This window comes from Flavobacterium sp. (assembly GCF_031411595.1).
Classification (GTDB): Bacteria; Bacteroidota; Bacteroidia; order Flavobacteriales; family Flavobacteriaceae; genus Flavobacterium.
The window spans coordinates 44,797-56,741 of record NZ_JANOBI010000054.1; the positions used below are offsets into that span (position 1 = coordinate 44,797).

Genomic DNA, 11,945 nt, shown 5'->3' on the forward strand with positions numbered 1-11,945 from the left:
CCCGAATCAATCGGGACTTTTTTGTATTCTTTACTTCTTCCTGCTTGTTAAGAGCATGTAACTGACGCCAAAGGTCAATGTGTTTGTTTTGGCAGATAACGATCTTCCGGTATAATTATTATTGGCATCATAGCTGTTCGTCTGCACATCTTTCAATGGATTGGCCATTCCTAAGCTATATCTGAAATCAAATCTGAATTTATTGATACCGCCTGTTAGCCCTAATCCTAAACCGTAATTGATCTTAGCATAATCTGATAAGCTGTTTGAACCTACTAAATACGGTAAGTAGTTTTGACCGTTTTCATCTTCAGTAGTTGCGCTAAGATTGTCTCCAAAAGAAGCAAATATACCGGCTTGAGGTCCTACGAAAAATTTACCTTCATCGGGTTTTAGGATGTAGTAATTCAAGTAAAAACCAACTTCAATCGTTGAGTATTTTAAATCTGCATCCTTTGCTACGGCGTAGGTATTGTCTACATAAGAAGCGCTGATTGTATTTTGTCTGTAAATGGCCTCGAATTGGTAATTATAATTTTCATGGTAGCCCATATTAAAATTAAATCCTGCATAAAACCCTGGTTTTGATTCGGTAATTAAATCCGACGACTTTAAACTGGTTTGACTGTAGCCTATCGCGCCATAAAAACCTCTCGGAGCTTGAGCGTATAAAGAAAAGCTTAATAGCATAATGCTTAAATAAAGTAGTATATGTTTTTTCATTTTTAATGTTATTGTTTGCAATTAATATATTTTGTGTTGTGTAAAAATCCCAAAATAGTCATATTCCTTTCATCTGAGCCTTCATTATCCTGAAGCTTTGACATGATGTCGGGACAATCTGAAAAATATTTCTTGATCATCGGCGCAATTTTAGCTCTTTTCTCAACATCATCTTTAGATTTGCTGTCGTCCATCTTAAGTTCTTCAATGATATTCTGATCGTTGTCAATCACATACAATTCATAAAAAGTTCTTGAAGAGCTCATGTTCCCTGAAGTTGATGTTACGGTAACCGCTACACCAATCAATTGTTTGTCTTCTTTTTGACCGTAAATAAAATAGACTTGTGATTTTTTCTTGTGATTTAAATTGAATGACTTTAATACGCTTGATCCAATAGCTGCGTAATCAAGGTCGTCAAACTTTACATACTTTTCCCATGTCTTGCCAACAAGCACGTATGAGATTCTTTTATCAATCAATATAACCTCCGTCGCATCATCTCTGACATATAGCTTTGTGCCTTTTTTATCAATGATATAAGATGTTTGAGCCAAGGAAACCGACGAAATAAAAAGAAGTACTATAAAAACTATTCTTTTCATATCTTTAGTCTTGAGTGAATTGAGTTGTGCTCGTAAAATCTGTTCCTGTTGATGTTGGCAAGGCAAATGGAATCGCACAAAATTTAATTACTGCCTTTCCGCCTACATAGGCAATTGATACATCTCCTGATTTGGCAAAATAATCCTTGAAAGTATCATTCAGAAATGTGTATCTCGCTGTTACTCTAACAGTGCTGGCCGTTAATGTTGTTGCAGCATTTACAATACTGTATATACCGGAAGTTGGGGTTGTGTCGCCTAAAAAGTCAACGGATATATTCCAACTACCATCTCCAGCTAAAAATCGATACCTATTTTCTGTGAAAGCATAGGAATCAAAAAAGTAAAAATTAGCACTTGGATCCGAAGCACCAGTAAATGTTGCCGTATTATTTGTTGGTGTACAGGTCACAGTATTGATAATGACTTCAACAGTTGTTTTTGTTACCGGAGTTTCACAAATCCCTATTGTTGTTTTTAGGGAATATTCACCCGCCATTGCACTGGTAGCAGTGGTTAGTGTTGGGTTTTGTACATTGGATACAAATCCGTTTGGCCCTGTCCATTCATAAATTGCATTGGCAGATTCAGAATATATGGGTGTGATTAAGTTTATCGATTGACCCGAAAGTACAGGCGAATTACTGGAAACGATAGGCGCTGGAAGATAACATGCTATTGGTTCGCTACTTGAACAGCCAAAGAAAACCAAAGAACTAATAAAAACTAGTAAAATGCTTAGTGTTTTTTTCATAAAAAAATTAAGTGTTTGTGAATTAAATAAAAAATGCTGCGAATATATAATATTTAAAGATTTCATTAGGTTTTTTTTAACAAAAAATATCCTATGAAATGGATGGTTGCATCATCTATTGAAATAGTTGATACCTTGAAGAAGAAACCATCAAGTGTTTGGAGAAAGCCATAGCAACTATATAAAAACAAAAAAGCTCCCAAATTTGGGAGCTTTTTTATAAACTAACTAAGAGCTGAGCTCCCAGTAATCCAATATTACCCTTAAATTTATTACCGCCGTTCAAAGCTTTCAAATCATCGTCTTTATTGAGCTTGTTCATGAAATTATTCACACCGTATTGGTAGAAAATAATCGCTTTGACCCTTTTGCTTCCGGCCGTCATTCCAAAATATAAGTTTCCGTTGATTGTGGTTACATCTACAATATCCTCAGCTTTTAACAGCGTTCCGGTAAGAATATTTTTTTCTTTATTCGATTCGACTTTGAGTTTTCCATTAACTTGAAGTACGGGTCCGAAATCTACGGCAACATAATCTTCAACAATATTATAACTCAATAACAATCGAATTTGAACGCCAGATACCGTATATTTTGCATCTTCTTTTTTACCTAAAGTACTAAGGGTTTCCAATGAAAAGCTGTTATTGATAAACTGCATTCCATAGGTCATGCTGAAATCATTGTAGAAATTTCCTCTTACCGACAATCCACCCATAAAACCCATTTCTGGTTTCGCTTTGAAATTGCTTGATAATAATGACATCTGAGAGATACCCGCCGAAATTCCGATTCGATTTCCATCTTTCTCGCGATATTGTGCGTTAACTTGAAAACCAACTAAAACAATAACTAATATTACTAGGCTTTTTTTCATAATGTAAATTTATATTCGCTAAAGTACTCTGTTTTTGTGGTATTCAACAGACTATTTTTGACGAATATTATGTCTTTTTAAATTTTTTGAACAACCATTTCACTAAATATGGAAGCGCCATATTGATGATGGTCATGTACGATTCTGAGAATATCGTTTGGTAAGAGCCTAAGAAATTCTTGACAATGCCTTGTGGCGTAAAACTTTCTCTGGTTTTTTGTACACTCAACAAAAGCTTTTGATATTGAATATCCTTTTCAAGTTTCAGGATTTCCAAATCTTTTTCAATCTCGGCGTAAGTGGCATATTTTTTAGCTTCCATAATTAGTCGTTAAAAAAGATTTCTGAGAAGTTCTGCATGATTTTGCCTTCGACGATTTTGTCTTTAATCAAAAATAAAAGTCCCGTGAAAACTGCATAAACACCCGCTACGATTAAGAATCCTAACGCATAACTGTCTAAAGCTTTACCAATCGCAAATGCCGCGGCGAAAGAACAAAACAATAAAACCATACTGAAGCATAAGAGAATTAAAGTGAATTTGAGAATCATTGTTGTCGATTTCATCGCGACTTTAAATCCCCATAATTTATAATAGGCCACAGTGCTTTCAATATAAGCCTGCGCCTGATCTTGAATATCTTCGGTTTGTTCTTTTAATTCGTCGAAAGCCATAACGCTATTTTTGAAGTTTGGCGTTTTGCTTTTTCAAATCTGCCAATTTGGTTTCTAAAAAAGAAATGACATCTTCGGTTTTGTGACTCATGTTCGAAACCAAATCTTCATAGCTTTCTTCCATGTCGAATTTGGCATCCGATAATTTGTCCTTCAGATTATCAGAAAGCGCTCCAAATTTATTTTTCAAATCATTCTTATCGTGATCAAAACCATCCTTGATTTTTTTTCTAGTATTTGACCCTTTGTCTGGTGCGAGCAAAATTCCGGCAACGGCTCCCAAAGCAGCTCCGATTAAAAGTGCAACAACGGTATTTCCTGTTTTATTTGACATGAGATTATAATTTAAAAATTTCACACCGCTAAAGATACTACTTTATCAACAACGAACGGTTAACAACTCGTTAAAGTGTCTTTTGTAAAGCTAAAATCTAAAATAAAGCGCGTTAATAAACTGTTTACAACCGCACCGCCTCTGAATTTGTTTTTATAAAAAAATCACCTTAAAACGAATTTAAAAGAGCCGTTTGTAATAGCTGTTTTCGATGTGATTTTAAAAATCAATAGTCATTTACAATAATAAGAAAAGCGCCTAAAATTAGACGCTTTGTATAGTTTAAAACAATAAAGATTTTTAATCGAAAATTAAATCGGATTCAAAAGCGTGATCACTGTTTCGTTTTTTTCTGTCTTTTTTAATTCCGTCAATTGAGGTTTCAAAATTTCAAAATTCGTTTTATCATTCAATAAATTTTTAATGGCTTCAAAACGAACGAATGAAGATTCGCTTTTCATTGACATCGAATATAATTTATGAATGGTTTCAGCATCAAAGTCTGACGGTTTTATTTTGTCTGAATATTTCAACATGAAATTGGCGAACAACAACGAACTCTTATTATTGTTGATGTTTTTCTTCAAAGCATTTTGCAGTAAACTAAAATTAGTGATGCTTTGAATGCTTTCTCCAATCATTTTTTCTACAGCATTTCTTTCGTCTTGCGTTTCAACTTTGAAATATTTATTGATTTCCTTCAACGAATTGTTGATGCTGTTTTCCTCTTTTTTCCCTTTTTCTTCCCACGCATCTTTGAGTCCAACCGTTTTATTGAAAACCAAACTTTCTGTCACAGAATCTTTATCGACAGTGAAATAACCCAAACGTTGAAACTGGAATTTATCCTCTATTTGAGCCGTTTTTAAACTCGGCTCCACATAGCCCGTAACAACCTTCAAAGAATCCGGATTAACAAACTCAAGGAAATCTTTTTCTTTGTGCGAATCTGGTGCTTCATCCACAAACAATCGATCATACAATCGCACTTCTGCTTCCACAGCATGCTCGATTGAAACCCAATGCAATGTTCCTGAAACCTTGCGTTGACTGGCTTCAGAACCACTTCCACTCAAACTGTCAGTGTCATAAGTCGCATGAATTTCTGTAATATTTCCGGCAGCATCTTTCACGACACTTTCTCCTTTGATGATATAAGCATTTTTCAAACGCACTTCTTTTCCGATACTCAAACGGAAAAACTTGGCCGGCGCTTCTTCTAAAAAGTCTTCTCTTTCGATAAATAATTCCTTAGAAAATGGCACTTTTCTATAACCCGCTTCTTCATCTTCTTGGTTGTTTTCAGCGTCAAGCCATTCTACATGTCCTTCGGGATAATTCGTAATCACCAACTTCACCGCATCTAAAACCGCCATGACTCTTGGTGCTGTTTTATTCAAATCTTCTCGGATGCAAAACTCTAAAACAGAAACATCAATCAGGTTATCACGCTTTGCGATTCCGATGGTATGCGCAAAATTTCTAATCGATATTGGTGTATAACCTCGTCGTCTCAAACCCGAAATCGTAGACATTCGTGGGTCATCCCAACCATTGACAAAATTTTCTTTCACCAATTGCATCAACTTTCTTTTGCTGACAACAGTATGACTTAAATTTCTTCTGGCGAATTCTCTTTGTTTCGGACGGATTAAATTCGAATCATAAATTTGATCCAAAAACCAATCGTATAATTCACGGTGTGGCAAAAATTCTAAAGTACAAAACGAATGCGAAATTTGCTCTACATAATCACTTTCTCCATGCGCCCAATCGTACATCGGATAAATGCACCAAGCATCGCCGGTTCTGTGATGGTGCTTGTGAAGAATGCGATACATGATAGGATCACGCATGAGCATATTGGTCGATTTCATATCGATTTTAGCTCGTAGAATATGTGTTCCCTCTTCAAATTCGCCATTTTTCATACGCTCGAAAAGGTCTAAATTTTCTGCAACGGAACGGTTTCTATAAGGGCTGTCAACACCAACGGTTGAGGGCGTTCCTTTTTGAATCGCCATTGCCTCAGAAGTTTGACTATCAACATACGCTTTGCCTTGCTTAATGAATACTATCGTCCAGTCATACAACTGTTGAAAATAATCAGAAGCATAACGCTCTTCCGCCCATTGATAACCCAACCATTGCACATCGCGTTTGATTGCATCAACAAATTCCTGTTCTTCTTTGGCGGGATTCGTATCATCAAAACGCAGATTGACCGGTGCTTGATAATCTATGCCCAATCCGAAATTTAAAGCGATCGCACTCGCATGACCCAAATGCAAATAACCATTAGGCTCGGGAGGAAAACGAAAACGCAATTTGTCAGGTGACAATCCGTTTTTGAGATCTTCTTCGATAATTTGTTCGATAAAATTCAATGATTTTTCTTCGGTTGACATAATCAAAATTTAGAGTCGCAAAGTTATTAAAATAGTTGGGAAATTCGTGGATGTGTTGATTTGGTTATTTGTACTTATGAATATTTTGTACTTTTATCGAATAAACGAATAACCACATCCACGAATAAACATAAAATGGGAAATATTAAACTAAAAAATATCAGAACCTTTTCGTATCACGGCTGTTTGGTTGAAGAAGGAAAAATTGGCTCTGATTATTCTGTTGATTTGGAAATAAAAACCGATTTGAGAAAATCTTCGATCAGTGATCATTTGGACGACACGGTAGATTATGTGCTTTTGAATAGCATTGTCGTGGAAGAAATGGCAATTCGTTCGAAGTTGTTAGAACATGTAGCGCATCGTATCATTGCGAGAATATTTAAGGAAATTCCATCGATTTCAAGAATTATTTTAGGTGTTTCTAAGATTAATCCGCCGATTGGTGGTGATGTTGAAGCGGTTACGATAGAAATGGAAGAATACAGAAATTGATGATTGAGGATTTTGAGAATAATTTCAACATTTAAAATTCAGAATTCAAAATAATTTATTAAGTTTGCCCACCAATAATAATGGCGTCGTGGCCGAGCGGCTAGGCTGGGCTCTGCAAAAGCTCCTACTCCGGTTCGAATCCGGACGATGCCTCTGAAAGCTTTCTAGAAATAGGAAGCTTTTTTGTTTTAAATTTTTAGGAAAAATTAATTAAAGTGGTGTTCGAATCTGAAAGATGCCTCAAAGAAAAACTTCCATAATTGAAGTTTTTTTATTTACCTCTATACCTTGCTACATTCCTGGCCAATACAAAATATTGAATTTATGACCGTCAGGATCTGAAAAACCAAACGTATAGCCTTGTTCATAGTTTTGTGGTTCTGCGAAAATAGTGCCGCCTGCCAATTTGACTTTTTCGACCCATTCATCCACATTCTGTTTACTTTCAGCTGAAAGAGAAAATATAATTTCGTTTTGGTTTTTGGCATCCGTTAGGTTGCCGTTTACAGCTTTTTCTAATCTTTGTTTGGTGAAGAAATTGATTATAAATCCGTTTTGTCCAAATTTAAAACTTGTCATTTCTTCTGACTCACCATTAAGTATAAAACCCAAATCAGTATAAAACTTTGCTGTTTTTTCTAAATCGTTAGAAACTAAATTTCCCCATATTAACCTTGTTTTCATGATTTTAAATTTATTTCTCTTTAGTTTTGTCTGCATCATTGTTAAAATTGTTCTTTCTCAAATTCATTCCATAAGTATAATTTGTTGAAAGAATCACATCGTTACAGTCGAAATGTTTGATTACACCATTGCTTTGAAGTGCCACAATCCAACAAGTGTTTTGATGCATTCCATAATCAATAATGAACAATGCCTGACCGGTTCCTAAAGGTGTTTCGACTAAGATTGATGGTTTTAGTTGGTGTATCATAACGTTTCTATTTACTAGTGTGGTAAATATAAAGCGTTATCAATGAGATTGTATTGTATAATATTATGAATAAATTATATTAATATGGACGTGAAATATTGGATAAACAATTGTTTATTCAATCTTCTCCAAAGCTTTCTTCACCAATTTCTGGTCGCTCGGAAACCAACCTTGAAACATCAAAACCAACCCAAAAATCACCAATAAAATACTGATGCCTTTTTTGATTTTTAAAATATTAGACGGTGTCATTTGATTTCTTAACTGTTTGGCGAGTAGTATTTTGCCAATATCAACGATAAGATAAGTCAGTAAAACAGTAGAGAAAAAGACAATCATTCTTGAAGTTTCCAATTCTAGTTTTGGTCCAATAGTAATCAATATCATAAACCAAAATAAGAGCACGCCAACATTGATGAAATTCAGAAAAAATCCTTTGAAAAACAAACTCAAATAGTTCTTTTTGATGAGTTCTTCAACCGCTATTTCGTCGATATTTTTACTGACTTTTTTTAATTTAATAAAAGAAATGATGCCGTAAGTCAACATCATAATGCCTCCAAAAATAAAAATCGCGGGATCATTTTTTATGGTTTGAATCAACCGATAACTACTGAAATAAGCCACGGCTATAAACAAAATATCAGCCAATACAACACCAACATCAAACACAAAAGCCGCTCTAAATCCTTTTACAGCGCTGGTTTCTAACAATACAAAAAAAACGGGACCTACCAGAAAACTCAAAAAAATACCCAACGGAATTCCGGTAATAATATCTTCAATCATTGATGTGTTATTTATGTAAAAATAACAATATTTTTTTATTCTTCTTTTTCATAAATTTTTCCACCCGCAATCACCTTTCTATCCACTTGTTTTGGCTTTCCATAAATGGATATTTTTCCACCAGCTCTGACTTTTGCATCAACGAGATCGGATGCATTCACAAATCCTTCAGCTCCTGTATTGGCGGTAATTGTAGTTTGCTTTGTTTTCAATTTCTGAGCTTTATAAATACTGCCTGAATTGATGACAACATCTTGGTTTGTGGCTTTTCCTTCCAAATTAACTTTAGAACCATCACTCATTTTCAAATGCAAATCTTCAACATCCAAATCCAAATCGATGATCGATCCTTCTTTGGTAATGATATCGAAATCGGTAGCTTCTATTGCAGATTCACTTGCAATACGAGAACCTTCATTAGCTTCAACCGCATCGATTTTAGTATAATAAACCGTCGCAGAAACATCATCGCCTTTTAATAATTTAGTCAATGGCATCCGGATTTTGAGTTCCCCATTTTTGTTGATCAACTCCACATCTTCAGAACCCGAACCATTCAAAATCACTTTATTTTCCTGTGATGGAATCAACATTACATCGATCTGGTCGAATGAAGTGACTTTATTAAAATCGCCTACATTTTTCTCTTGCGCGAACAAGAATTTTGTAGCCAACAATACCAATAAAAAACCAATCTTATTCATACTATTCGTTTTTTCTGATGAAGTGAAAATCGAGTTGCTTTTTCACTAAATCTGCATTTTTAACTTTCACCACAACTTCATCACCTAACTGTAAAATATTCTTCAAAATCTCACCAACGAGTGCATATTGTTTATCATCAAACGTGTAATAATCATCTTTTATTTCACGAATTCTACACATTCCTTCGCATTTATTTTCTACGATTTCAACATAAATTCCCCATTCGGTCACGCCCGAAATAACACCTAAAAACTCTTGATCTTTATGATCTTGCATGTATTTCACTTGCATATATTTGATGCTGTCGCGCTCTGCATTCGTAGCCAAACCTTCCATGTTTGAAGTGTGTACGCATTTTTCTTCATAGACTTCAGCATCAACCGATTTACCGCCATCGAGATAATACTGCAACAAACGATGCACCATGACATCAGGATAACGACGAATGGGTGACGTGAAATGCGAATAATAATCGAACGCCAATCCGTAATGACCAATGTTATCAGTAGAATATTTGGCTTTGCTCATGCTTCGAATCGTGAGTGTATCGACTAAATTTTGCTCTTTTTTGCCGACCACTTCATTCAATAAATTGTTTAATGATTTTGAAATATCAGCTTTCGATTTGAAATTAATGCTATAGCCAAACTTCGAAATAATCGTTTGCAAATTGATCAGTTTATCTTCATTCGGTTCGTCGTGAATTCTATAAACAAACGTTTTCTTCTGTTTTCCAATGAATTCCGCGACTTTTCGATTCGCTAATAACATGAACTCTTCAATCAAATGATTGGCATCTTTCGAAATTTTGAAATAAACACCAACCGGTTCTGCTGCTTCATTCAAATTGAATTTGACTTCCACTTTATCAAAAGAAATCGCACCGTCAGCCATTCTTTTTCTTCTGAGAATTTTCGCTAGTTCATCAAGTTTTAAAGTTGCTGCAACAATGGCATCATTCACTACATAAGATTTACCGGTGATGGAAGTTTCTGCCGGAATTGTATTGTCTTTCGTTTCAATGATGTATTGTGCTTCTTCATAAGCAAATCGTTGATCCGAAAAAATCACGGTTCTTCCAAACCATTGGTTCATGACTTGTGCATTTTCATTGATTTCAAAAATCGCAGAAAACGTATATTTTTCTTCTTGCGGTCGGAGTGAACAAGCGAAATTCGACAACACTTCCGGAAGCATTGGCACCACACGATCGACTAAATATACTGAAGTCGCACGATTGTATGCTTCATCATCGAGGATGGTTCCTTCTTTGAGATAATAAGAAACATCAGCGATATGAATTCCTATTTCGTAATTTCCGTTCTCTAATTTTTTAAATGAAAGCGCATCATCAAAATCTTTAGCATCTTTTGGATCAATCGTGAAGGTCAAGGTATCACGCATGTCGCGGCGGTTTTTGATTTCACTTTCTTGAATCGAAGTATCGATTTTCTGCGCATACAGTTCTACATCAATCGGGAAATCATATGGCAATCCGTATTCGGCTAAAATGGCGTGAATTTCTGTATCATGCTCTCCAGGTTTTCCTAAAACTTTGATAATCGAACCAAACGGACTGTCAGCTTTTTTGGGCCAATCTTCTATTCTCGCAATCACAACATCGCCTTGTTCGGCATCGCCAATTTTATCTTTTGGGATGAAAATATCGGTATACATTTTCGCATTGGCTGTTGTTACAAAAGCAAAATTCTTTTGAATATCGATCACACCAACGAATTCGGTTTTGTTGCGTTCTAAAACTTCAATGACTTCGCCTTCTGGTTTTTTCCCACGGCGACGATTGTAAACATAAACTTTGACTTTATCTTTATCTAAAGCGTGATTCAGATTATTGGTTGGAATGAAAACGTCGTCTTCAAAATCTTCACAAATAAAATATGCAGTTTTTCTGGATGTCATATCGATTTTGCCTTCGTAATATTCCTGGCTCATCGCTTTGACTAAATATTTTCCAGGTTCTGATTCGATGATGACTTTTTGTGCGGCGAGAATCTTTAAATCTTTGATGATTTCGTTTCTGCTTTTGGTATCATCGAGTTCGAGAATAGCAGCGATTTGTTTGTAGTTGAAAGGTTTATTGGCGTTTTTTGACAGTATTTTTAAAATCTTTTCGGAGAAGGTTTTCTCACTTTTGCCAAATTTTTTAGGCTTCTTACTCATAATTCTTTTCTTAAAGTTTGAAAATTACAAAATAGTTGGAAGTTATAAGTTATAAGTTAGGAGTTTTAATAGAAAACTAACATTTGGTTATCTTTATAAAAAAAAGATGACGGAATTTGTTACGGTTGCTACTTTCAATTTTGCGCATGAAGTCATGGTCTTGAAAACGATTTTAGATCATGAGGAAATTCCATATTTGTTTCAGAACGAGAATTTGATTTCGATTGATCCACTCGCTAGTATTGCTTATGGCGGAATTCAGTTGAAAGTGCATCCAAACGATTTATTAAAAGTCAAAGAAATTATTGAAGAATTAAATCGACCAAACCTAAATATCATTTAATAGTTTTCAACATCTATTAAAAACTACAAAAAGAAAAAGGGATTTAAAATTATTTTATGATGGTTATTATAGCGTGTTCATAGTTACAATAACTTTCAATTTTAAATTTGAATTTTGTAGTT

At 34.9% G+C, this 11,945-nt stretch carries 15 protein-coding genes and 1 tRNA gene; 3 read left to right on the forward strand and 13 right to left on the reverse strand.

The window, feature by feature from the left end; translation table 11 throughout:
- Window positions 1-30 precede the first annotated feature (30 nt).
- From RMO03_RS12845 to RMO03_RS12880, 8 genes are all read right to left on the reverse strand, one after another.
- Window positions 31-723 carry an outer membrane beta-barrel protein gene (locus RMO03_RS12845; RefSeq protein ID WP_309642506.1) on the reverse strand — a complete coding sequence of 231 codons (693 nt, stop codon included), beginning with the start codon at window positions 721-723 and terminating at the stop codon, window positions 31-33.
- Between the two features lie 8 nt (window positions 724-731).
- Window positions 732-1,328, reverse strand: a complete 597-nt coding sequence (locus RMO03_RS12850) for a hypothetical protein (protein ID WP_309642507.1) — start codon at window positions 1,326-1,328, stop codon at window positions 732-734.
- Window positions 1,329-1,332: 4 nt separating this feature from the next.
- On the reverse strand, window positions 1,333-2,082 hold the full coding sequence (locus tag RMO03_RS12855) for a hypothetical protein (protein WP_309642508.1): 750 nt from the start codon (window positions 2,080-2,082) through the stop codon (window positions 1,333-1,335).
- A gap of 217 nt (window positions 2,083-2,299) precedes the next feature.
- Complete coding sequence (locus RMO03_RS12860) at window positions 2,300-2,959, reverse strand: outer membrane beta-barrel protein (RefSeq protein ID WP_309642509.1); 660 nt, start codon at window positions 2,957-2,959, stop codon at window positions 2,300-2,302.
- A 67-nt stretch (window positions 2,960-3,026) separates the two neighbouring features.
- Complete coding sequence (locus tag RMO03_RS12865) at window positions 3,027-3,281, reverse strand: DUF6327 family protein (RefSeq protein ID WP_309642510.1); 255 nt, start codon at window positions 3,279-3,281, stop codon at window positions 3,027-3,029.
- Between the two features lie 2 nt (window positions 3,282-3,283).
- Window positions 3,284-3,634, reverse strand: coding sequence for a competence protein (locus RMO03_RS12870; protein ID WP_309642511.1), 351 nt, complete (start codon window positions 3,632-3,634; stop codon window positions 3,284-3,286).
- A gap of 4 nt (window positions 3,635-3,638) precedes the next feature.
- The gene (locus RMO03_RS12875; RefSeq protein WP_309642512.1) at window positions 3,639-3,968 is read right to left on the reverse strand and encodes a YtxH domain-containing protein; all 330 of its coding nucleotides are present in this window, start codon (window positions 3,966-3,968) and stop codon (window positions 3,639-3,641) included.
- 311 nt (window positions 3,969-4,279) lie between these two features.
- Window positions 4,280-6,376, reverse strand: coding sequence for a glutamine--tRNA ligase/YqeY domain fusion protein (locus tag RMO03_RS12880; protein ID WP_309642513.1), 2,097 nt, complete (start codon window positions 6,374-6,376; stop codon window positions 4,280-4,282).
- A gap of 135 nt (window positions 6,377-6,511) precedes the next feature.
- On the opposite strand from RMO03_RS12880, the gene folB reads away from it, so the two are divergent.
- Window positions 6,512-6,871, forward strand: coding sequence for a dihydroneopterin aldolase (gene folB / locus RMO03_RS12885; protein ID WP_309642514.1), 360 nt, complete (start codon window positions 6,512-6,514; stop codon window positions 6,869-6,871).
- 82 nt (window positions 6,872-6,953) lie between these two features.
- Window positions 6,954-7,024 (forward strand) — tRNA-Cys (locus RMO03_RS12890).
- 138 nt (window positions 7,025-7,162) lie between these two features.
- On the opposite strand, the gene RMO03_RS12895 is transcribed toward RMO03_RS12890, so the two are convergent.
- The 5 genes from RMO03_RS12895 to rnr form a co-directional block, all read right to left on the reverse strand.
- A complete protein-coding gene (locus tag RMO03_RS12895; protein WP_309642515.1) occupies window positions 7,163-7,555 on the reverse strand; it encodes a VOC family protein in 393 nt (130 codons plus the stop codon).
- Window positions 7,556-7,565: 10 nt separating this feature from the next.
- The gene (locus tag RMO03_RS12900; protein WP_309642516.1) at window positions 7,566-7,805 is read right to left on the reverse strand and encodes a hypothetical protein; all 240 of its coding nucleotides are present in this window, start codon (window positions 7,803-7,805) and stop codon (window positions 7,566-7,568) included.
- Window positions 7,806-7,919: 114 nt separating this feature from the next.
- The gene (locus RMO03_RS12905) at window positions 7,920-8,594 is read right to left on the reverse strand and encodes a LysE family transporter (protein ID WP_309642517.1); all 675 of its coding nucleotides are present in this window, start codon (window positions 8,592-8,594) and stop codon (window positions 7,920-7,922) included.
- Between the two features lie 35 nt (window positions 8,595-8,629).
- Window positions 8,630-9,298, reverse strand: a complete 669-nt coding sequence (locus RMO03_RS12910; RefSeq protein ID WP_309642518.1) for a head GIN domain-containing protein — start codon at window positions 9,296-9,298, stop codon at window positions 8,630-8,632.
- Window position 9,299: 1 nt separating this feature from the next.
- On the reverse strand, window positions 9,300-11,480 hold the full coding sequence (gene rnr / locus RMO03_RS12915; protein ID WP_309642519.1) for a ribonuclease R: 2,181 nt from the start codon (window positions 11,478-11,480) through the stop codon (window positions 9,300-9,302).
- A gap of 106 nt (window positions 11,481-11,586) precedes the next feature.
- Here rnr and RMO03_RS12920 point away from each other — a divergent pair, with 106 nt between their 5' ends.
- Window positions 11,587-11,823: a DUF2007 domain-containing protein gene (locus RMO03_RS12920; RefSeq protein ID WP_309642520.1), complete on the forward strand. Its 237-nt coding sequence runs from the start codon at window positions 11,587-11,589 to the stop codon at window positions 11,821-11,823.
- Window positions 11,824-11,945: the final 122 nt, after the last annotated feature.